Source organism: Streptomyces sp. NBC_00386 (genome assembly GCF_036063235.1).
Classification (GTDB): domain Bacteria; phylum Actinomycetota; class Actinomycetes; order Streptomycetales; family Streptomycetaceae; genus Streptomyces.
The window spans coordinates 1,121,374-1,143,552 of sequence record NZ_CP107950.1; the positions used below are offsets into that span (position 1 = coordinate 1,121,374).

Here is a 22,179-nt window from a genome sequence, read left to right on the forward strand (position 1 = left end):
ACCGAGAACCCGTACCGCATTCAGTACCGAATACAACCACTTCCCCACCGTACGGCGACCGGTGTTCGCCCGTGTCCGTCCGCCGGGATGCGCGGCGCGGCCGGAAGGACGATCCTGGATACATGTCCGGACGCGCTCCTTTGGTTGTGCATCCGGCCCTGGACACCAGTGGCCGTGAGGTGACCGCGCGGGGCGAGAACCTCGGCGTGGCGTTCTCGGACGAGGATCTTCTGGAGTTCCTCGGCCGGGCGGGACTACCGGACGCGGAGGATCTGCTGGACGATCCCGCGTGGGTGAAGTGGCGCGGAGGCCAGGCGCACTTCTACGGGACCGGATAGGTCTCCCGGTTCCGCGGGTGGGCGGGTCTACTCGCCGGCCGGCGGTGCCAGGACGACGAGTGTTCCGTTGGCCTGGCGCAACGCCAGTTCCAGGGAGACCACGGGGTGCAGCGCGCCCGTCCCGTCCGGCGGCACGATCCACTCCAGCGGTCCCGCCGAACGGTACGGCGGCGGTACGGCGACCCACGATCCCCTGCCGAGGTGGCGGAGCCCCGACCCCTCCCACCGGCTCTCGGGGTCGGGCGGCAGGAAGAAGCCCACGCGCTGCGCCGCGCAGTCGACCAGCGTGGGCCCCGGTACCTGGACCGGGTCGGACCACAGGATGTCGAGGGCGAGCAGGCCGAGCTGTTCGGGCACGCTCAGCACGTCCCAGTAGCGCCCGGCCTCCAGAAGCACACCACCGCTCCCCTGGTCCCACTGGCGTTTGCACGCCCTCGGATTCGTGGCGGCCGCCGCCAGCCACTCCACGCTCCGTGTCCACATCAGGTTCGTCATGCATCACCCCGGAGTCGGTTCCGGTTCCCTCGGCTCGGCAGGGCACGCGGGAGGCGCGGGCGGAAAGGCCCGCGTCCGCCCGTCAGGACCTCGGCATATGCATGGTGGTGGATATCTCTACGTGGCGGAAGGGGTGGCGAGCCGTGGCGTTTTCCGGGGACCGGTTGACGCCTGCCGCGACGGCGCCCGGAGGGACTCCAGGGAGCGGATGTGGAGCGGGGTCGTGTGCCAGCGGGCGGTGAAGGTACGGCCGGCAAGGACGCACTCCACGGTCAGCCGGTGCGGGGTCTCCAGGAAGAGCACGTCGACGCGCAGGGTGCCCGGGGCGGTCCAGCCGCCGCTCACCGCCATCGGCGTCGGGCCGGGATCGACGCTCCAGCCGGTTCCTCCGAGCCGCAGCTCGAGTCGCCGGTCTCCCTCGGCCAGGGTGACGCGGGTGCCCTGGTCGTCCTCGGCGACGGTCACGCCCGTCAGTGTCCGCTGGGCCGTGCAGACGCCTCCGGCGGGAACGAACCCCGCCCGCGACCAGACGCCCCGGGGCTCCGTGGGCCCGGCCGCGGCCTCGACGGGCGGCAGGGCGAGCCGGGCGAGCCGTCGGCGCAGCGCCTCGTCGCGCTCGCCCGCGGCCGGCAGCGGTGCCGGCCCGAACGCGGGCAGCAGATGCCGCCACATCAGGTCCAGCAGTTCCTGCATCCGGTCGGTCGCCGCGGTCGTCGCGATCACGGCGTCGTGTCCGGGCAGCACGACGCAGAACTGTCCGAACGCCCCGTCGCCGCGGTATCCGTGCCGTCCCCGCCAGAACTGGAGTCCGTAGCCCTGCTGCCAGTCCGACCGGGCACCCTCGGGGGTACCGTCCGCGGTCGCGACGTGCGCGCGGGTCGCCTCCGCGATCCAGGAGGCCGGCAGGAGCCGCCGCCCCTCCCAGACGCCCTCGTCCAGATAGAGCTGGCCGAGCCGGGCGACGGCGTCGGTCGCGGCGTGCAGCCCGCTGAAGCCGATCTCCCGGCCGGCCCGGTCGCGGGTCCAGTCGGTCTCACCGATGCCCAGCGGGTCGAACAGGCGGGGCCGCAGGTAGTCGGTCAGCGACAGACCGGTCACGCGCTGGAGGATCGTGGCGAGCGTGTAGGTGGCGGACTGGTTGTACGCGAAGACGGTGCCGGGGTCACGGTCCGGCGGGATCAGCAGGAAGCCGCGTACCGTCTCGGTCCGGTCGAGCCGGAGCGCGTCGGCCCAGGTCTCGGTGAGATGGCCGCTGGCCATGGCCGCGACGTGCCGGACGAGCATCGCGCGGCTGCGCGGATCGGTGATGTCGGCCGCGAACTCGGGGAAGTACGAGATCACGGGCCGGTCGAGGTCCAACAGACCCTCGGCCACGGCGAATCCGGCGGCCGTGGAGGTGAAACTCTTGCTCAGCGAGTAGAGGAGCTGGAGACGCTCCGGCGTGTACGGCGCCCACCAGCCGGAGGCGACGAGGTGCCCGTGGCGCAGGATCATCAGGCTGTGCGGTTCGATGTCCGGGTCGGCCTCGACGGCGTCGAGGAACGCGGTGATGCCCGAGGCGTCGACTCCCTGCTCGGCGGGCGGGCTCTGGGGCAGCGGTCGGACACTCATACGGACGGCCTCCGGGTGGCTCGGGTGGCGGGCGACGACTGGACACGGCGGGCGGGAGCATTGTGTGCATCTGGCATCTTTCCCGGGCGGCCCGCCGGTGTCCATGTCCCGGCGGCACCGGCACCCCCTGTTCCAAGCCACGCTGCAACTCCCTCCACTCAAAGGCAAGTTGGTGTTCGCCGTGCACTCCGGAGCGCTGTACCGGCCAAACGTCCGGTCGGTGAACCGACGGGAAACGGGGGCCTGAACTGTTCGTACGGGCGCGCGACGGCCGGGCGTCCGGGTAAAAACACTCATCTCCAACCGTCTCCCGTTGAACACTCTTCGTCACATCCCGCGTACTTCTGGGAAAGGCGAATGTCCGGTACACGACGAGGGATGACGATGGCCAAGGCGCATGACTCCGCGGGCGAGTTGATCGCCGGGAGATACCGGCTGCTCGACGCCCTCCTGCGCGAGGAGGGCCGGGTCCTGTGGCACGGCGAGGACACCGCCTTCGGGCGGCCCGTAGTCCTGACCCGGTCGCGTGCCGGCGGACACGGAGGCGAGGAGACACCGGAGCCCGCCGCCGACCGGATCCTGCGTACGGCCGAGATCCTCGGGCCGGCCTGCCACGGAGGGGTGGCCGCGGTCCTCGACGTGGTCGAGGAGCCGGGCTTCCTGTGGACCGTCACGGAGCGGCCTCCGGGTGCCCCGCTGTCCGAACTCCTCCTGCACGGTCCCGTCGATCATGTGCGGGCTGCCGGAATCGGGCTCGGCGTCCTCGATGTCCTGACCGCCGCGCACCGCGAGGGAGTCGTGCACCGCGAACTCGGCCCGAGCCAGGTGTGGTCCGACGAGCACGGCACGGTCACCGTGACCGGGTTCGGCCTGACGGCGTCCGCCGACGCGCCCCGCGTCACCGCTCCCTCGTACGCCTCCCCCGAACAGGCCCGCGGCGAGGGCGGCGCACCCGCGGCCGATCTCTGGGCGCTGGGCGCGATGATGTACGCACTGGTCGAGGGCCGGCCGGCCGTACGGGACCGGGGCGAGGCGGAGGCCACGCTCCGGGCGGTGGACCGGCTGCCGGTCAGGGCCCCGCGCAGCGCGGGCCCGCTCGCTCCCGCCATCCTGGGCCTGCTGCGCTGGGACCCCGTGGAGCGGGTGCCCGAGGCTGTCGTGCGGGAGTCGCTGACGCGCATCCTCCGGCAGAACTTCGAGGAGATCACGCCGCCGGAGCCGCTGCCCGATCTCCTCGATCCCGCCGGGGACCACCGCGACGGGCGTGCGGAGGGCGAGGGCAAGGGGCAGTCAGGGCGCAGCCGCGGCGGCCTGCCCGTGGGCCGGCCGGTTCTGCTGGGCGCGGCCCTCGCCGTCACGGTCGCCGGTGCCCTGGTGTTCTCGATGGACGGACTGCCGGGCGGGAACGGCGCCTCCGCGTCCGGCCCGGCGGCGTCACGGGCTGCCACGCGCGCACCGTCCGCGACCCCCACCGGCGCCGGCGCGCCTTCCGGCCGGGGGACGCCCACGGCGTCCGCGAAACCGTCCCCCTCCCCCTCGGCCACCGCCGGTGCGACACTGCCGTCCGGCTTCTCCCTCTACCGGGCGCCCCAGGGCTTCGCCATCGCCCTGCCGTCGGGCTGGAAACCCGTGGAGACACAGTCCTCCGACGATCTCGCCTACCGGGTGACGTTCGGGGCGAGCGGCGATCCGCGCACCCTGGCCGTCACCTACAGCACCCAGCTCGGGCCGGACCCGGTCGCCGTCTGGAGCGACCTGGAGCCGTCCCTGCGCGCCGTGTCCACCGGCTACGAACGGGTGGGCGCCATCCGGCCGGTGACCTACCGCGGCATGAAGGGCGCCGACATGGAGTGGTACTCCGTGTCCCAGGGCGTACGGGTGCGCACCCTCGGCCGCGGTTTCCTCATCGGCGGGCACCGGGGATTCTCGCTGCGCTGGACGACCCCGGCGGACGACTGGGACACCGCCGCCAACCGGCAGGCGCTGAAGACCTTCCTCGACTCCTTCCGGACCGGGACGCAGTGACGGACCAGAAGGAGTGACGATCCGTCACCGAGCGTTCATGTCAGTGTCCTTCCGGAATACGGAGGCCGGGCCTTCGCTGCGCCAGCCACACGGCGACCTCGTCGGCGATGGGCTGTCCGGTCTCCAGCTCGATGAAGCCGAACTGGCCTCCCTGGTTGCACTCCAGGAACCACCAGATGCCGTCCGTGTCCTCGGCGAAGTCGAAGGCCGCGTAGGCGAGTCCGGTGAAGGCGAGGTAGTCGTGGACCGAACGGGCGATGCGGTGGGGCACCGGTGTGGGTTCCCAGCCGTTGTCCGTCTCGCCGAACCGGCCGTCGACCTGACCGGGCTCGGCGGCCTTGCGGGCGGCGAACAGCCGGGTGCCGATGCCGGTGAGCCGGATGTCGGCGCGTCGGGGAATGTAGCGCTGGAGCAGGGCGGGACCGGCCGCCACGCCGGAGAAGTCCGTGCCGGGTCCGACCAGCGTGGTGGGCAGGGCCGCCGGAGGCTCACCCGGCGGCGGCCCCGAGGCCGACTTCACCACCACGTCCCCGTGCTCCTCCACGAACTGCTGTGCCACCCGGGGGGCGGTCGTGATGACGGTGGGCGGCACGGCGAACCCGCTGCTGTGCGCCACCCTGAGCTGCCAGGGCTTGTGCCGGGCCTGTTCGGCACGGCGCGGGTGGTTCATCCAGCGGGTCGAGGCGGAGTAGAGCATGCCGAACAGGGCCTGCCTGGTCTCCGCGGTGAGCCAGGCGGAGGGTTCCGCGGCATGGGCCGCGGGCTCACCCGGCCTGCGCACCCACACGGAGCGCAGGCCTCCCATGCTGAGCACATGGCCGTTGACCGACAGATAGCCGTCGAAGTCACCGTGGGCGTAGTCGGCTGACAGCACCGCCTTGCCGGGCACGTCGGCGGGATCGAGGCGCACCATCGGCACACCGCGCTCATGCAGTCTGGCCACCACCATGTCGGCGGTGACGTCCTGTTCGGCCGTGAGTATGAGAACCGTCATGCGCGCGGCATCCGTCAGTCGTCGAAGTGCGTCTGAGAACCGGCCGTCGAGGTCGTGGTGCCGGTCGCCATCAGCAGCGCGCGGTCACTGACGGCCGGACGGCCGTCGGGCAGCACGTTCAGTTGCAGGGACACGTCGAAGTGGTACGGGGGTACAGCGGCCGACTGCCCTGAGGGCCGGGCGTAGTTGAGAGTGAACGGTCGCACGAAAGATCCTCCCGCGGTCGCGCGATGGCCAATACACACCCGTACGTGACACAGCCGTAAGGAATTCATCACTTTCTGCCACATCGGGGTGAAGGTCATCACATCGCGTCGTTTCTGGCTTGCACATTTCGGATTTACTGGGGTGTCCGCTGTGGTCGCGGTCTCCGCGTGTCTCCTTGATTCCACGCAGACCTTAGGCCATAGCTTCATCCTCCGTGACATCAACGCCCCACCACCCCAGGAGAGTTCCCGGTGACCGCAGCCATCACCTCGTCAAAAGACGACGCCACGCAGACCCGGGTTCCCGGCCTCATCGAGCGCGACGCGCATGACTTCGGCGCCTACGCGCGGAACGGCGGCTGGGCCTTCGCGCTGAAGGTGGCGCGCAGTGTCCGTCCGGGCGGGCAGTCCGCCGAGGACACGCAGAAGGTGTCCGCGAAGGAGTTCGCGGAGCTGGCCGGCTGCTCGCCCGAGCGGGTCATGCGCTACTACAAGGCCTGGGACAGGGCCGCCGACGACGGCCTGGTCCCCCATTTCGAGGCCCTGCTGCCCGGCGCGGACGTCGAACTGCCGGACGGGGACGCCTGGTCGGCCTACTACGCCGCCCGCTCCAGTGCCTTCTCGGAGCGCGGCACCGCCATCACCGAGGCCGCCGAGGCCGAGGGCATCCGTCCCACCAAGGCCCTGGAGGTGGCCGAGAACCCGACCGCGCTGCGGGCCGCGATCCTCGCCGACCCCTCCACGGCGAAGGCGGCGCGGGCCGCGCTCCTTGACCGGGTGAAGGAAGACCCGGCGCTCCAGACCGAGTTGGCCCGCGACATCGCCCGCACGGACGAGCTGAAGAAGGCGGTGGCCACCGAGAACAGGGCGGCCGACCGCATCGGCTACGTGCGCCAGATCGCGGAGAAGGGTCAGATCAGAACGCCGGCCGGACAGACGCTGGACGCTCCGGCGGAGCTGCGCTCCGAGGCCGAACGGCATCTGTCCCTCCTCGACGAGCTCGACGAGGGCGAGGACGCCGGCGAGTGGGCCAACGAGGCGTACGACACGATGAAGAACCTCGTCGTCGAGACGGTGGAGGCAGACCCCGAACTGCGTGTCCAGGAACGCCGGACGAAGTTCTACAGCAGCCTTCAGAAGGCGACGAAGGTGTTCGAGGAGCTGACCTTCGACGACGCCGACGACATCTACGAGGACGACATGATGCAGCGCCTGGAGGAGCTCCAGCAGGCGATCGGTACGGCCATCGCGGCACTGCGCGGGGCGGCCGGCCGGGAGTGAGCGGACCAAGTGGCCGTGCGGGAACGGGCGTTCCTGCACGGCCGCGCGGTCACCCGGAAGACCACCCGGAGCGGCGGCACCCCTGACGAGCTGTCATATCAACACCTCCGTATGTCGGTGCGTGGTTCTGAGCCCCGGTTCCGAGCAGCCTTGAGTCCTACACCGGCCTGGTGTCCGAGGACGCCGGTCGGACCGGGGAAAGGATCTGCCGGGTTACGGGGAACGGCCGAGGCCGGGTGCCCGCCCCGGGGCGGAGTTCCGTTCGCCGGCGTGTCGGTCCAGGGGATGGCCCGCTCTCGCTCGAGGCGGCTGATCCATCCGTCAATCCCTTTGCGCGACCGAGCAGGTCGCCCCTAGCGTGCAAGCGCGCAGGAACCGTGCGCCAGGGCAGCGCGCCACACGAATGAGGAGCAACCGCCGTGGGAACCATGGTCTCGGTCAGGGGCTGGCTGGAGTGCGATGACGGACAGCTGGCCCAGATCAAGGAGATCGTGGAAGCAGACGATCCGGAGCACACCTACAGCGGGGGCTGGGCCTTCCCCGCTCGGCAGTACAACAACATCAGGTGGGCCTTCTACGGGGGCGACATCCGCGCGGTGTCCCTCGACTGGTTCGAGGAGAGGTTGCGTCAGATCGCCCGGATCCCGGCCTCCTACCAGGATGACGAGTACGACGAGAGGCCCCGGGGACTGTTTCTGATCAGCCACGACGTCGACGGCATGAGCGAGTGGAGGGTCCACAACGGCGGCCTGGTGATCGGCCTACCGGATGGGGATTACCACTACCTCGACGCCTAGTTAGATCAGGAAGTCCACTGGAGTACCAGGCTCGTGCCCGCGCCCGTCGATGACTTGCCCAGCCGGGCCGTGGGGGTGTTCGTCCCGCGCGAACCTCACGGTTTCCCGCATCTGGATCCCCGCATCAGGCGATGTTCGCCCTGTTGGCGATCTCGCGCAGGCGACCACCCATTGCCTGATGCGGCACCAGCAGGGTCCGCTTGCCTCTTTTGCCAACTCATGATCACTTCTGCTGTCGGGCCGGGCTAGGCTCCGACGGCGCTCCGGGGGTATGGGGGGTGCGGACGCACAAGGGCGGCAGGATCTGGCTCACCACCGCCGACGCCCGCGCGGCAGTCGGCGATGCCCCCAGCGTCTACCTGATCCATCTGAAACTGACCGACCCCACCGCACCCCTCCGATGGCTCGACGGCGCATTCTCCCCCGACCACCAGGACGACCCCTGGGTCAACACCCGCACCTGGCAGGACGTCGTCGAGATGGACGCGAACATGATCAAGCAAACTCAGCCTGCCCTGGTCATCGGCGGCTGGCTGCTCGCCGTCGCCGCGATCGTCACCCTCGCCGCGCTCGCCACCGCACGCGCCACACGCGACAACCACCGTGCCGGACTGCTCAAAGCCGTCGGCGCCGGCCCCGGCACCGTCACCGCCGTACTGCTGGCGCAGTACCTGATGCTGACCGCCCTGGCCACCGCGCTGGGACTGACTGCCGGGACTCTGGCCGCCCCCCACCTGGTCGATCCCAGCGCTGGGCTGCTCGACACCGTCAGCCCTCCGGACTCCGGCACCGTCTTCGCAGCGGTCTTCCTCGCCGTCCTGGTCGCCCTGACCGGTGCGCTCGGCCCCGCCGCGCGCACCGTCCGCACCAGCACCGTCCACACCCTGGCCGACCCGGCGCACATGCTCACGCACCATCCGCGTCTGAACGCGATGACGGCGTATCTGCCCACGTCGCTGCTCCTCGGCATCCGGCTGCTCGCTCGCCGGCCCGGCCGCGCCGTCCTGGCCTCCGCCGGAACGGCCGCCACCACCGTCATGGTCACCGCGATGCTCACCTTCCACGCCGATCTCGACACGGTCCACGCCTCCGATCGGTTCGGCCCCGGCGAAGTGCGGACCGACCAGACCGGCCAGGTGCTGCTCGCCGTCACCGTCGCGCTGATGGCACTGTCCACGCTCAACACCGTGCTCCTCGGCTGGAGCACCGCGGTGCAGGCCCGGCGCGCCCTGTCCATCGCCCGTACCCTCGGTGCCACCCCCGGCCAGGTCGTGGCGGCACTCTGTGTCGCACAACTCCTGCCTGCCGTGCCCGGAGTGGCGGTGGGTATGCCGGTCGGGCTCGGCCTGTACTGGCTCTTCGGCACACAGGTCACGCCCCCGGGACCGTGGCTGCTCACCGCCGCGCTCGCCATCCTGCTGGCCATCGCGACGCTGACCGTGCTCCCGGCATGGGCCCACACCCGCAAGCCCGCAGGGCCGGTCCTCAACGCCGAAACCGCATGACGGGTGCCTTCAACGAACTTCAGTCGGCCTCGCCGCGGTACTGGTTCATCAGGTCGACCAGGCTCTGCGGCGCGTCCGGGCCGAAGCAGACGGCGAGGTTCGCGGCCGACTCGGTCGCCGCGTTCTCGGAGCGCGGGAAGAGTGCCTCCTCGTAGACGGTGAGGGCCTTCTCGGTGTCGCCGGGATGGGCGATGAGCGCGGCGGCCAGTTCGGCGCCGTCGAGCATCGCGAGGTTGGCGCCCTCACCGGCGAAGGGGGACATCAGATGGGCGGCGTCACCGAGCAGGGTGACGCCGGGGACGCGCTCCCAGCGCAGACCGGGCGGCAGTGCGTGGATCGGCCGGGCGACGAGTTCGCCGTCGGCCTCGGCGATGAGGGAGCGCAGGCTCTCGTCCCAGCCGTCGAAGTGCTCCAGGAGGCTCCGCCTGGCCGTTTCGGCGTCGGTGAAGTCGACGGCGCCGGACACCGCCCAGTCGGCGGGCGCGCGCAGGGCCGCGTACACGTGCAGGGAGCCGTCCGGGTCACGGTGGCCCAGCAGGCCCTTCTCCTCGCCCAGCGCGAACAGAACGCCTCCTCCCACGACCTCCGCACCCCGCGGATGACGGGTGTCGGCGTCGAGCAGGTGCATCTCGACGAAGGAGAGGCCGGAGTAGACCGGGGTGGTGTCCGTGACCAGTGGCCGCACCCGCGACCAGGCGCCGTCGGCGCCGATCAGCACGTCGGTGGTGAACGTGCTTCCGTCGGCGAGGGTCACCTCGTGCCGGCCGTCCCCGACCGGCCGGGCCGCGGTGACCTTGGAGTCCCAGCGGACGCTGCCCTCGGGCAGCGAGCCCAGCAGGAGATCGCGCAGGGCGCCCCGGGAGACCTCCGGGCGCGACTCGTTCTCGCCGGTGTCCTCCATCCGGACGGTGGCGTGCCGGTCGAGGATGCGCATGGCCTCGCCGCCGGCGTGGATGAGCGCGCGGAACCCGTCGTGGAGACCCGCGGCGCGGAGCGCGGCCTGGCCCCCGTCCTCGTGCATGTCGAGCATGCCGCCCTGGGGCCGGGCCGCCGGTGAGGCGTCCAGGTCGTGGACCACGGCCTCGACGCCGTTCAGATGCAGGACGCGGGCGAGCGTGAGGCCGCCCAGGCCGGCGCCGATCACGGTGATGGGGTGGTGGGTGTTCGTCATGGCGGAGTCTCCTCGGTACAGGGGTGACCGTCGGCTCCCGGTGACGGCGCCGCCGGGTGGTGGCGGCCGTCGGCGGGGGACGCTCACGGCGTGTCGGGTGATGCGGTCGTGGTCGGCGCACCGGGCGGGTCAGGGAGGGCTGTGCACAGGACGCCGTTGATCAGGACGTGGAAGCCCCAGTCCAGACGGGCCTCGCCCGGACCGGAGAGCAGGTCGGCGGCCTGATCGGCGATGTGCGGGTGCCGCTCGCGGGAGGCACCGCGGACCGCCGAGTCCAGCGCCGCCCACTCGCCCTCGGGCTCGGTCGCTCCCTTGTCCCCCGCGGCGTGTTCCGCCGCGGTGGCGGTGGCGAACTGGAGCAGCAGGTCGATCGCCCACGCCGCCCGGTCGCCGGGGACACCGCCCTCGTCGAGCAGGGACAGCAGCGCCTCGACCAGGTCCAGGTAGCGCTCGCCGGACGGGCGGGCCACCAGGGCCGAGCGGGCGAGTCCCGGGTGCTCGAACAGCACGGCCGTGTACGAGGTGAGGATCCGCACGAGCCGGCCGCGCCAGTCGCCGTCCGCCCGCGCCGGACCCAGGTCGACTCCACCGAGCAGGTCGTCGAGCACGGCCGCGTGCAGTTCGGCGGTGTTGCGCACATAGACGTAGAGCGAGGCCGGTCCGGTGTCGAGTTCCTGCGCCAGGCGGCGCATGGTGACGCGCTGAAGTCCTTCGGCGCGCATCAGCGCCACGGCGGTGCCGACGATGCCGTCCCTGGTCAGGGCCGGCTTGGCCGGGCGCTCGCGGCGGCTGGGGCGGGGGGCGGGTTGTCCTGTCACTCCTTCACGATAACGAACATGTTCGTTGCGAACAAGTACGTGACGAACATGTTCGTCACGTCACGGGTGAGTGCCCGGGTCACAGGCCCGGGTCGTCACGGGTGAGTACCCGGGTCACAGGCCCGGGTGAGTACCCGTACTCATGCCACCCTCCCCGGCGCTCCACCACCATGGGGCCACCTGGACGAAGGAGCCCGTCATGCCCGGATCAGCCCTCGCGCCGCCCGGCCCACACCCCGCCTTCCCCGAGCACGCCCGGCGCAAGGCCCTCCCGGCCGTGCTCCTGGCGGTGATCGTGACGGGTATGGCGCTCTCCGCGTGGCACGCGCACGACCGGATGACCTGGCTGCTGGAGACCGTGTGGGTGCTCGTGGGGCTGCCGCTGGTGGTGCTCGGCCGGCGGCGGTTCCCGCTGACGAGCCTGCTGTACTGCCTTCTCGCGGCGCACGCGCTGGTGCTCGCGGTGGGCGGCCATTACACCTACGCGCAGGTGCCGTTGGGCGACTGGGTGCGCGACACGTTCGGGCTCGACCGCAATCCGTACGACCGGTTCGGACACCTCATGCAGGGCTTCGTGCCGGCCGTCCTGGTGCGGGAGCTGCTCAGCAGGACGTCACCGCTGCGCGGCAGCAGGTGGCTGGCGCCCCTGACCGTGTGCGCGTGTCTCGCCTTCAGCGCCCTCTTCGAGATGTTCGAGTGGGCGGCCGCGGTGATCGGCGGGCACGGCGCGGACGCCTTTCTGGCGACCCAGGGCGATGTGTGGGACACCCAGTGGGACATGTTCTGCGCCCTGATCGGCGCGACCGTCTCGGTGCTGGTGCTCAGCCGGGTGCACGACCGCCAGCTCGACGCGCTCGCGCCGGCGCGGACTTCCGGGGCCTGAGACGCGGGAACGGATCGCGGGACCCGGTGGCGCAGGACGGTGCGGGACCCGGTGGCGCGGTGCTCCAGGGAACCTGGTGCGGTGCGACCGCGGGTCCCGCGCCGGTGTCACCAGCGGCTCTCCACCTGCTCCTTGATCCGCCGCTCGTAGAGCTCGTCGATGGCGTCCAGCGTCGCCCGGGACAGCTCCGGCAGCTTCGCGGCCTCCGCGTTGGCGCGGGCCTGTTCGGGCGACCGGGCTCCCGGAATGACGGTGGTCACGCCGGGCTGGGCGACGATCCAGCGCAGGGCCAGCTGGGCCGGCGTGTACCCCTCGGGGGCGAGGGCGGAGAACTCGGCCGCCGCCTCCACGCCCGTCGCGAAGTCGACCCCGGAGAAGGTCTCGCCCTGGTCGAAGGCCTCGCCGTGGCGGTTGTACGTCCGGTGGTCGTCGGCGGCGAAGACCGTGTCCTTCGTGTACTTGCCGGAGAGCAGCCCGGAGGCCAGCGGGACCCGCGCGATGATGCCGACACCCGCCTCCCGGGCCGCCGGCAGAACCTGGCGCAGGGGCTTCATACGGAAGGCGTTGAGGATGATCTGGACGCTCGCCACGTTCGGGCGGGCGATGGCGGCCAGCGCCTCGTCGCACGTCTCGACGCTCACGCCGTACGCCGCGATCCGCTCCTCCTCGACCATGGTGTCGAGGGCGTCGTACACCGCGTCCGAGGAGTACACGGGTGTCGGCGGGCAGTGGAGCTGCACCAGGTCGAGGCGGTCGACGCCGAGGTTGCGGCGAGAACGGTCGTTCCAGGCACGGAAGTTGTCGAGGACGTAGTTCTCCGGGATCTGGTCGACACGGCGGCCCATCTTGGTGGCGACCATGACGTGCATGTCCGGCCGGCCGCGCAGGAAGCCGGCGATGGTCTCCTCGCTCCGCCCGTCGCCGTACACATCGGCGGTGTCGAAGAAGGTGACCCCCGTCTCCGCCGCCGTCTCCAGCACGGCCAGAGCGTCCTTCTCGCTCACCTCGCCCCAGTCAGCCCCCAGTTGCCAGGTGCCCAGACCGATGACGGAAGCATGCTGGCCGGACCTGTCGAATGCGCGCTCGTCCATGGCGCCAGTCTGTCACCTCCCCCGGACCGGACCGGACGTCCCCGCTCCGCGCGTCCTCGCGCGACGGCGGGGCCGTCCAAGGCCGGCGGATCGCGCGCCGAGCCGGCCGGCACCCGTCCGCGCGACGCGTCCGGTGAACGCCATGCCGGCAGGTCCGACGGGTCGTGTCACCGCCCGTGTCGCGGACCTCGTCCAGGGCGGACAAGCACACATGACCGGCATGTCGGATAGTGAAGATGCCTGGATCCTCGAGATTGGATCACCATGGACCGCTATCCGCCCATCGCCGACCACGGCCTGGTGGGGGATCTCCAGTGCTCCGCTCTGGTCTCCGCCAAGGGCGTCGTGGACTGGTTCGCCGCCCCTCGCTTCGACTCCCCCAGCATCTTCGCCGCGCTGCTCGACCACGACCGCGGCGGCTTCTTCCGGTTGGCGCCCTCCGGCCCGAAGGGCACCTGGAAGCAGCTCTACTACCCGGACACGGCGGTGCTCGTGACCCGGTTCATGTCACCCGACGGGGTGGGCGAGGTCCTCGACTGGATGCCGCCCGACCGCTCCGGGACCGCTTCCGCACGGCACCGCCTCGTCCGTACCGTGCGGACGGTACGGGGAACGATGGAGTTCGCCCTGGAGTGCCGTCCGCGCTTCGACTACGGGCGGGCCGGTCACGAACTCACCGTCGGTCCCGACGGCGCCGCCTTCCGCGGCCCGGGAATCAGCGCGTTCCTCCGGAGCACCTTCCCCCTGGAGCGGGACGGCCGGGACGTCCGCAGCACGGTCACCCTGAAGGCCGGTGAGACTGCGGCGGCCGTGTTCACCGTGGACGGTCCGGACGCCACGGCACCGCCGCCGCCCACCGTGCCGGAGACCGAGGAGAACCTGGCGCGGACCCTCGACTTCTGGCAGGGCTGGGTCCGGAACTCCAGGTACCGGGGCCGCTGGCCCGACATGGTGCACCGCTCCGCGATCACCCTCAAGCTCCTCACCTACGCGCCCACCGGCGCCCCGGTCGCGGCGGCCACCATGGGCCTGCCGGAACAGATCGGCGGCGAACGCAACTGGGACTACCGCTACACCTGGGTACGGGACGGATCCCTGTCGCTGCGCGCCCTGATCGACCTCGGGTTCACCGAGGAGGCGACGGCGTTCACCCACTGGTTGCGCGAACGGCTGGTGGAACGCCTGGACCAGGAAGGCGAAGCGCTCCAGATCATGTACCGGGTGGACGGCACGCCCCTGCTGGGCGAGGAGATCCTGGAACACTTCGAGGGCTACCGCGGCTCCTCCCCCGTACGGGTCGGCAACGCCGCCTCCGACCAGCTCCAGCTCGACATCTACGGCGAGGCCCTCTACGGCATCTCGGAGGGGCGTGAGCTCGTCGTCCAGGCCGACTACGCGGGATGGAAGGCCGTCTCCCGCGCCCTGGACTGGCTCGCCGACAACTGGGACCGCCCCGACGAGGGCATCTGGGAGACCCGCGGCGGACGCAAGGACTTCACGTACAGCCGCGTGATGTGCTGGGCCGCGTTCAACCGCGGTCTGCGGCTGGCCCGCGACTGGAGCCGGCCGGCGGACACCGCGCTGTGGACCCGGGCTCGGGACACGATCCTCGAGCAGGTGATGGACCGCGGCTGGAACGAGCGGGAGAAGGCGTACGTCCAGCACTACGACGGCGGCGTCCTGGACGCCTCGCTCCTGCTCATCCCCCGGGTCGGCTTCCTGGGCCCGAAGGACCCGACCTGGCTGTCGACGCTCGACGCGATGGGCCGGACGCTGGTCTCCGACAGCCTCGTCCACCGCTACGACCCCGCCGCCTCCCCGGACGGCCTGCGCGGCTCGGAGGGCACCTTCAGTCTGTGCACCTTCCTGTACGTCGACGCGCTGGCCCGCTCCGGCAGGCTGGCCGAGGCGCGCTACACGTTCGAGAAGATGCATACGTACGCCAACCACGTCGGGCTCTTCGCGGAGGAGGTGGGCCCCAGCGGCGAGCAACTGGGCAACTTTCCCCAGGCGTTCACCCATCTGTCGCTGATCATGGCCGCCACCACGCTCGACGAGGCACTCGACCGGCAACGCGGCTGAACGAAGACGCCGGACCGGCTACACCCGCGCCCCGTGCACATGCTTCGGCTCGGCCAGCAGGCCGTAGATGACCAGCAGGGACACGAGCATCGTGAACACCGACCACCACGGGTAGACCGGCAGGAAGATCATCTGCGCGATCAGGCTGAACGCGGCGAGGCCGATGGCCCCCAGCCGCGCCCCTCTGGAACCCACGAGCACACCGAGACTCAGCACGGCCATGACGATGCCGATGGCGACGAAGATCCAGCCCCAGGCCGTGTAGTTGAGGATCAGCAACCGGTTGCCCTGGGAGTACACCTTCGAGTAGTAGCCGTGGTTGAAGATCGCCACGAACCCGGTGAGGAGGTTGAACAGGGCGCTGACCATCAGCAGGATTCCGGCGAAGGCCACCCAGTGCGAACGCTCCATCGGCGGTACGAGGTCGTCTGGCTCAGAAGCTTGTCGCTGCATGGGAACCATGAGATCCATCCGGCGGGCGGACCGCAATCCGCACTGGACCGTTGGTGTCGGAGGGACGGGGCGAGTCCTCGCGCCGGGACGCCGTCCCGGGCCGGGCGCCGTCAGTCCGCCCGCACCGGGTCCCGTGTCCGGGCCGGACCGAGCAGGATCGCGGTGTCCCGGGCCTCCGGCAGCGGGGTACGGGTGCCGGTGACCGGATCCAGGCGGCCGTCGGGACGCACGAGGAACAGCAGCGCGTGTCCGTCCGGGATGCCGTTCCCGGCCGGGCGGGAGACGATCCGGGCGCCGTCCTCGTAGCGACGGGCCAGTTCCGGTCTGCTCAGTCCGGCCCCGAACAGGGTGTCCCCGGTCGTGTAGGGGGCCACCACGCCATGGCTCAGGCCGGGCGGCCCCAGCCGGTGCACGAACCCGTCCACCGCGCCGCGCAGGGTCTCCGAGGCCAGCGCGTTGAAGTCGTCCTCCTCGGTGAGCAGCAGGACGCCGGTGATGCCTTCGAGCTCGGCTCCCTCGCCGGTGGCCGCCGCCAGCAGCTCACCCGGCGCCAGGTGCAGTCCGGCGTCCCGGATCAGGTCGCGCTGCTCCTCCCGTCCGGCCCACATCAGCACGTCCAGGCCGGCGGAGCGCAGCGCGCGGCCCAGGTCGATCGCCCAGGGGTCGCCGCCCACGAGCAGTGGGCGGGCCCGGGCCGGGCGCAGCACGCCCAGGCGCCGGGCCACGGGGTGCGCGCTCAGCCCGTACAGCGTCACCGTGGCGACGATCACCAGGAAGGTGGCGGGCAGGATCTTCTGGGCGCCCCCGACATGATCGGCCACGAGCGTGGCGGAGAAGGTCGAGGCGGTGGACGCGGCGACGATTCCGCGCGGTGCCATCCAGCCGAGGAACGCTCGCTCGCCGCGGGTCAGGTCCGTGCGCACGGTCGACAGCAGCGCGACCAGCGGTCTGACCACCAGGACCAGAGCGGCGACGAGAGCGAGCGTGGGCAGGACGATGTGCCGCAGGGACGCCGGGGTGACCGTGGCCGAGATCGAGATGAACAGCAGCCCGATGATCAGCGAGACCAAGGTCTCCAGAAAGGGGCGGCGCGCCGGGAGGGAGACACCCGGCAGATTGGCGAGGGCCATCCCCATCACGACCGCGGCGATGAGCCCGGTGTCGTCCCGGATCGCGTCGCAGAGGGCCGCCATACCCACCGCGGCGGCGAGCTGCGCCGTCGTCCCCAGCACCTCGCCCAGGTGCAGCCGGCCGAGCAGGAACCACAGGACGGCGGCGCCCACCGCGCCTCCGATCAGTCCGACGGCCGAACTCGCCGCGAACTGACCGATCTTGCCGGCCAGACCGTTGCTGTCGTCGGCGACGACCGCGTGGAACACGAGCGCGCCGAGGATGCCGCCGACCGGGTCGATCAGCGACCCCTCCCAGATCAGGATGCGCTGGATCCGCTCGGTCGGCCGCACGAAGTGGAGCAGCGGGCCGACGACGGTGGGCCCCGAGACGACGAGGATCACGCCGAGCATGACCGCCGAACTCTTCGACATGCCCAGCAGCGGCACCGCGAGAACGGCGGCGACCCCCCAGGTGATCAGGACGCCGATCCAGATCAGTCGTGCCACGACCCGGTGCATGTGTCCGTGCAGCCTGCTGATGTCCAGGCCGAGCCCGGCTTCGTAGAGGATCACCGCGACGGCGAGCGAGACCATCGGGGAGAAGGCGTCCCCGAGCAGTTTGTCGGGGTTGACGATGTCGGTCAGCGCGCCCGCGGTGAAGCCGACCGGCAGCAGGACGATCAGGGCGGGGATCCTCAGCCGGCTCGCCACGATCTGGGAACCGACGGCCAGGACGGCGATCAGGCCGAGGCCCTGGAGGATCTGATTCTCCGTCACGGCTGTCTCCCTGCCGGTCGTCGGGGACCGGAGGGTGTCGTCCCGTCCTGGGTGTGGCCGCCCGGGACGGCGCCGGTATCCGTGGGCCGCGGACGGGCCCGTCCACAGCCGGGCCGGCTCCGAGGTCGGCGGTCCCCCACCGAGGCAATCACTCCCGCCGGGGGTCGGCGACGGCGGACTCGCCGCGCTCGGCCGTTGGAAGTAGCCGGGTCCCTCGGGCGGAGCAACCGTCCGGCTCCGGTGCACCGCCGGAGGGCGGTTCCCGCCGGAGCCCTGCGCCCATCGCGGAACACGCACGGCGCCCCGGAGGTACTCCGGGGCGCTGTTCCGCGGCAGCCGCTTCCCTTGCCGCAGGACACGAACCGGCGGTGCCGGTCGGCGCGGTGGTCGGCGGATTTCCGTGTCTCTCCAGGACAGGAGTCACCGACCCGGAACCAGAGTGCCCTGAGATGCGGGTGAGATGGGTGTGGTTCGCCGCCATGTCATCACCTTGTAAGGAACCCCACACGGAGAACGCCGGCCCGGAGCCGCCGCCCGAGAGCGCCGGAACGGCGGCCGACCGCACCGGACGGCCGTGCGGACAGCCGGGTGACATCAGTCAACGGCTCTGCCCGCATCGCCATGTGACGAGCCTTCAAGAAGTGAATCGCCTCACGAAGCGGCAACGCCTCCACATCTCGCTGGTGAACAGGACTGTCACAGAGCCGAGTCCAGGGACCCTCCGGTCACGGTCTCTTCAACTCCGGTTGAGGACTGGCCATTTGAGAGGGTTCTTTGTTTCACATCTTGACGTCTTTGGTGCAGACCTTTAGGTTCACCGATCACCACAACTCCATGAATGCATTCGATGTTCACGGACATGAACCCCCCACCAGTTCAGGAGTGTCCAGCATGTCCAGATTCCCCCTGTCCGGGTCCCGAAGAGAATCCGGGCGCCGTCGAACGGCCGGGCTGCTCACGGTGACCGCGCTCGTGGCGACGACGGTGTCGGGCCTGACGGCCACCGCGCAGAGCGCCGCCGCCCGGACCGACGCACTCGCGCAGGCGGCCGCGGTGCCGGCGGGCTGGGCCACCGTCGTCAACGCGGGCAGCGGCAAGTGCGTCGACGCCCGCGCCGCCGCAACGGCGAACGGCACGGCGGTCCAGCAGTACGCCTGCAACAGCAGCCAGGCCCAGCAGTGGCAGTTCGCCGCCACGTCGGGCGGGTACTCCCAGGTCGACAACCGGGCCGACAGCACCAAGGCCTGGGACGTCACCGACGTCTCGACCGCGGACAGCGCGCTGGTGCAGCTGTGGGCGTACGGCGGCGGCACCAACCAGCAGTGGCAGGCCGTGGCGGAGGCCGGCGGCGCCTACCACTTCGTGAACCGGGGCAGCGGCAAGTGCCTCGACGTACCGAGCGCCTCCACCGCCGACAGCGTGCAGCTCCAGCAGTACACCTGCAACGGCACGGCGGCCCAGTCCTTCCATGTCAACGCGGTGGACACGCAACAGCCTCCGGGGACACCGGACCTGGGCCCGAACGTCACCGTCTTCGACCCGTCGACACCGGCCGCGACCATCCAGAGCAGCCTCGACGCGGCCTTCTCCCAGCAGGAGACCAACCAGTTCGGCACCGCCCGGAAGGCCTTCCTCTTCAAACCCGGCACCTACAGCGCCAACGCGAACGTCGGCTTCTACACCCAGGTCGCGGGTCTGGGCCTCTCCCCCGACGACGTCGACATCCGGGGCTCGGTGCACGCCGAGGCGGACTGGTTCCAGGGCAACGCGACCCAGAACTTCTGGCGTTCGGCGGAGAACCTGTCGGTGACTCCCCCGTCCGGCACGGACCGCTGGGCGGTGTCGCAGGCGGCGCCCTACCGGCGCATGCATCTGCGCGGCAACCTGGCGCTGGACGACGGCGGCTGGTCCAGCGGCGGCTACATGGCCGACACGAAGATCGACGGCCAGGTCGACTCCGGTTCGCAGCAGCAGTGGCTGTCGCGCAACACCGAATGGTCGAACTGGACCGGCTCCAACTGGAACATGGTGTTCGTGGGCGCGAAGAACGCCCCCGCGAACAGTTTCCCGAGCCCTCCGTACACGACGGTGGGCCAGACACCGGTCTCCCGCGAGAAGCCCTTCCTGTACGTCGACACGGCGGGCGCCTGGAAGGTGTTCGTCCCGTCCGTACGCACCAACTCCACCGGCACGACATGGAGTTCGGGAACTCCTGCGGGCTCGTCCCTGCCGCTGTCCGACTTCTTCGTGGTGAAGCCGGGCGCGACGGCGGCCCAGCTGAACGACGCGCTGGCCCAGGGCAAGAACCTGCTGGTGACGCCGGGCGTCTACCACCTCGACCAGACGCTCAGGGTCACCAGGGCCGACACCGTGGTCCTGGGCCTCGGTCTGGCCACCCTCGTCCCCGACAACGGCATCACCGCCATGACGGTCGCCGACGTGAACGGCGTCCGGCTCGCCGGGCTGCTGATCGACGCGGGCACGACCAACTCCGCGCAACTGCTGGAGATGGGACCGAGCGGCTCCTCCGCGGACCACAGCGCGGACCCGAGCTCCCTGCACGACGTGTTCTTCCGCGTCGGCGGCGCGGGCGTCGGCAAGGCCACCACCAGCCTGACCGTCAACAGCGACGACGTCATCGGCGACCACCTGTGGCTGTGGCGCGCGGACCACGGCAGCGGGGTCGGCTGGACCAGCAACACGGCCGACACCGGCCTGGTCGTGAACGGCGACGACGTGACCATGTACGGCCTGTTCGTCGAGCACTACCAGAAGTACCAGACCGTCTGGAACGGCAACGGCGGCCGCACGTACTTCTACCAGAACGAGATGCCCTACGACCCGCCCAGCCAGGCGGCGTGGATGAACGGTTCGACGCAGGGCTACGCCGCCTACAAGGTCGCGCCCTCCGTGACCAGCCATGAGGTGTACGGCTTCGGCAGCTACTGCTACTTCAACGTCAACCCCGCCGTCGCCGCGGAGCACGCCATCGAGGCGCCCGTCAACGCCAACGTGCGTTTCAAGGACATGGTGACCGTCTCCCTCGGCGGTACGGGCACCATCCGGCACGTCGTCAACGACCGGGGCGGCCCTTCCAACTCCTCCACCAACGTCGCCGACCTCGTCAGCTACCCGTGACCACCACCCCTGACACGTACGGGAAGGAGAACCGGATGCGCATCAGCCAGTCCCCACCGGCGCGCGGTGTCCTGCGGGTCCTCGTCCTGCTGGCGACCCTGCTCGGCCTCGCCTCGCCGCCGGCCGCGCACGCGAGCGCCACGGCGGCCCCGTTCAAGGTGCTCGCCCTCTACAACGGCACCTGGGACGCGGCCCACATCAGTTTCGTCCACGAGGCCAACGACTGGTTCCCGAAGCAGGCCGCGGCGAACGGCTTCACCTACACGGCCAGCAACAACTGGGACCTGCTCAGCAACGGGGGCGTGAACGCGTACCAAGTCGTCCTGTTCCTCGACGACCTGCCGCAGACCGCGGCCCAACGCGCCGGTTTCGAGCAGTACATGCGTGCCGGCGGCGGCTGGATGGGCTTCCATGTCTCCGCCTTCACCACCGACGCGCCGAGCTGGTCCTGGTACCACAACCAGTTCCTGGGCAGCGGGAACTTCAAGTCCAACACCTGGGGGCCGACGACCGCCGTCCTGAAGGTCGAGGACCGGACGCATCCCTCCACCGTGAACCTGCCGGCCACGTTCACCTCGTCGGTCAGCGAGTGGTACAGCTGGTCGAACGACCTGCGGCAGAACCCGGACATCCGTGTCCTCGCCTCGGTCGACCCGAGCAGTTTCCCGCTGGGCACCGACCCGAACCAGACCTGGTACAGCGGCTATTACCCGGTTCTGTGGACCAACACGAAGTACCGGATGCTGTACGCGAACTTCGGTCACAACGCGATGGACTACGCGACGAACACCACGCTGTCGTCGACGTTCGCCAGTACGGCCCAGAACCGGTTCCTGCTGGACGGGCTCAAGTGGCTCGGCGGGGCGGACACCTCGGTGCCACCGACGGACCCGATCTCGGAGACCGCCTGGTACTCCCTGGCCGGTTCGGGCAACGGCACCTGTGTGGACGCCCGTTCGGCCGGCACGGCGAACGGGACCGCGGTCCAGCAGTACGCCTGCAACGGCACGCAGGCGCAGCAGTTCCAGTTCCGCTCGACGGACAGCGGCTACACGCGGATCGCGCTGCGGCTGGATCCTCAGCAGGTCGTCGATGTCACCGACCGCTCGACGGCCGACAACGCGCCGCTGCAGCTGTGGAGTTGGTCGAGCGGTCAGAACCAGCAGTGGCAGCCGGTGAAGGAGAGCAGCGGGCGCTACCACTTCGTCGCCCGGCACAGCGGCAAGTGCCTGAGCGCGGCGGCATCCGCCGCGAACAGCGTGCAGCTCACCCAGCGCGGCTGTGACGGATCGGCCGCCCAGAGCTTCGCACTCACCGCGCAGCCCTGACCGGTCCACGTCGGGTGCCTCCGTCGCGCGGCGGCGGAGGCACCCTCGCGGCACCGGCCGGACACGCGACCCCG

The 22,179-nt window shown here is 70.9% G+C and carries 18 protein-coding genes; 9 read left to right on the forward strand and 9 right to left on the reverse strand.

Annotated elements, in window-relative coordinates; genetic code table 11:
* Positions 1-122 precede the first annotated feature (122 nt).
* The gene (locus OG780_RS04770; RefSeq protein ID WP_037617573.1) at positions 123-338 is read left to right on the forward strand and encodes a hypothetical protein; all 216 of its coding nucleotides are present in this window, start codon (positions 123-125) and stop codon (positions 336-338) included.
* Between the two features lie 27 nt (positions 339-365).
* On the opposite strand, the gene OG780_RS04775 is transcribed toward OG780_RS04770, so the two are convergent.
* Both OG780_RS04775 and OG780_RS04780 read right to left on the reverse strand, forming a co-directional pair.
* Entirely contained in the window at positions 366-833 is a 468-nt protein-coding gene (locus OG780_RS04775) for a hypothetical protein (protein WP_328445003.1), read from the reverse strand.
* 117 nt (positions 834-950) lie between these two features.
* Positions 951-2,444, reverse strand: coding sequence for a serine hydrolase domain-containing protein (locus tag OG780_RS04780; RefSeq protein ID WP_328445005.1), 1,494 nt, complete (start codon positions 2,442-2,444; stop codon positions 951-953).
* A 384-nt stretch (positions 2,445-2,828) separates the two neighbouring features.
* Here OG780_RS04780 and OG780_RS04785 point away from each other — a divergent pair, with 384 nt between their 5' ends.
* Entirely contained in the window at positions 2,829-4,469 is a 1,641-nt protein-coding gene (locus tag OG780_RS04785; protein WP_328445007.1) for a protein kinase domain-containing protein, read from the forward strand.
* A 40-nt stretch (positions 4,470-4,509) separates the two neighbouring features.
* Here the strand turns inward: OG780_RS04785 and tgmB are convergent, their stop codons facing one another.
* Positions 4,510-5,463, reverse strand: a complete 954-nt coding sequence (gene tgmB / locus OG780_RS04790; RefSeq protein ID WP_328445009.1) for an ATP-grasp ribosomal peptide maturase — start codon at positions 5,461-5,463, stop codon at positions 4,510-4,512.
* A gap of 14 nt (positions 5,464-5,477) precedes the next feature.
* Positions 5,478-5,669: a putative ATP-grasp-modified RiPP gene (gene tgmA, locus OG780_RS04795; RefSeq protein WP_103547447.1), complete on the reverse strand. Its 192-nt coding sequence runs from the start codon at positions 5,667-5,669 to the stop codon at positions 5,478-5,480.
* A gap of 252 nt (positions 5,670-5,921) precedes the next feature.
* Between tgmA and OG780_RS04800 the strand changes: the two genes are divergently transcribed.
* The 3 genes from OG780_RS04800 to OG780_RS04810 all read left to right on the forward strand — a co-directional run bounded on the left by OG780_RS04800 (position 5,922) and on the right by OG780_RS04810 (position 9,252).
* Positions 5,922-6,950: a hypothetical protein gene (locus OG780_RS04800; protein WP_443062106.1), complete on the forward strand. Its 1,029-nt coding sequence runs from the start codon at positions 5,922-5,924 to the stop codon at positions 6,948-6,950.
* A gap of 428 nt (positions 6,951-7,378) precedes the next feature.
* The gene (locus OG780_RS04805) at positions 7,379-7,747 is read left to right on the forward strand and encodes a hypothetical protein (protein ID WP_328457892.1); all 369 of its coding nucleotides are present in this window, start codon (positions 7,379-7,381) and stop codon (positions 7,745-7,747) included.
* A 278-nt stretch (positions 7,748-8,025) separates the two neighbouring features.
* The gene (locus tag OG780_RS04810; RefSeq protein ID WP_328445013.1) at positions 8,026-9,252 is read left to right on the forward strand and encodes an ABC transporter permease; all 1,227 of its coding nucleotides are present in this window, start codon (positions 8,026-8,028) and stop codon (positions 9,250-9,252) included.
* A gap of 19 nt (positions 9,253-9,271) precedes the next feature.
* On the opposite strand, the gene OG780_RS04815 is transcribed toward OG780_RS04810, so the two are convergent.
* Positions 9,272-10,423, reverse strand: coding sequence for an FAD-dependent oxidoreductase (locus OG780_RS04815; protein ID WP_328445015.1), 1,152 nt, complete (start codon positions 10,421-10,423; stop codon positions 9,272-9,274).
* An 83-nt stretch (positions 10,424-10,506) separates the two neighbouring features.
* Entirely contained in the window at positions 10,507-11,241 is a 735-nt protein-coding gene (locus OG780_RS04820) for a TetR/AcrR family transcriptional regulator (RefSeq protein ID WP_328445017.1), read from the reverse strand.
* Positions 11,242-11,440: 199 nt separating this feature from the next.
* Here OG780_RS04820 and OG780_RS04825 point away from each other — a divergent pair, with 199 nt between their 5' ends.
* Positions 11,441-12,124 (forward strand): DUF2238 domain-containing protein, encoded by a 684-nt coding sequence (locus OG780_RS04825; protein WP_443062107.1) that lies wholly within the window; start codon positions 11,441-11,443, stop codon positions 12,122-12,124.
* Between the two features lie 107 nt (positions 12,125-12,231).
* Here OG780_RS04825 and OG780_RS04830 read toward each other — a convergent pair whose 3' ends face one another.
* Positions 12,232-13,215, reverse strand: coding sequence for an aldo/keto reductase (locus OG780_RS04830; protein WP_326783889.1), 984 nt, complete (start codon positions 13,213-13,215; stop codon positions 12,232-12,234).
* A gap of 258 nt (positions 13,216-13,473) precedes the next feature.
* On the opposite strand from OG780_RS04830, the gene OG780_RS04835 reads away from it, so the two are divergent.
* On the forward strand, positions 13,474-15,297 hold the full coding sequence (locus tag OG780_RS04835; protein ID WP_328457896.1) for a glycoside hydrolase family 15 protein: 1,824 nt from the start codon (positions 13,474-13,476) through the stop codon (positions 15,295-15,297).
* 18 nt (positions 15,298-15,315) lie between these two features.
* On the opposite strand, the gene OG780_RS04840 is transcribed toward OG780_RS04835, so the two are convergent.
* Positions 15,316-15,708, reverse strand: a complete 393-nt coding sequence (locus OG780_RS04840; protein WP_326783890.1) for a DUF7144 family membrane protein — start codon at positions 15,706-15,708, stop codon at positions 15,316-15,318.
* A 152-nt stretch (positions 15,709-15,860) separates the two neighbouring features.
* On the reverse strand, positions 15,861-17,639 hold the full coding sequence (locus OG780_RS04845; protein ID WP_328445021.1) for a cation:proton antiporter: 1,779 nt from the start codon (positions 17,637-17,639) through the stop codon (positions 15,861-15,863).
* 891 nt (positions 17,640-18,530) lie between these two features.
* On the opposite strand from OG780_RS04845, the gene OG780_RS04850 reads away from it, so the two are divergent.
* Together OG780_RS04850 and OG780_RS04855 are read left to right on the forward strand one after the other, a co-directional pair.
* Positions 18,531-20,777 carry an RICIN domain-containing protein gene (locus OG780_RS04850; protein ID WP_328445023.1) on the forward strand — a complete coding sequence of 749 codons (2,247 nt, stop codon included), beginning with the start codon at positions 18,531-18,533 and terminating at the stop codon, positions 20,775-20,777.
* A 35-nt stretch (positions 20,778-20,812) separates the two neighbouring features.
* Complete coding sequence (locus OG780_RS04855) at positions 20,813-22,105, forward strand: ThuA domain-containing protein (protein WP_328445026.1); 1,293 nt, start codon at positions 20,813-20,815, stop codon at positions 22,103-22,105.
* The last annotated feature ends 74 nt before the right edge of the window (positions 22,106-22,179 follow it).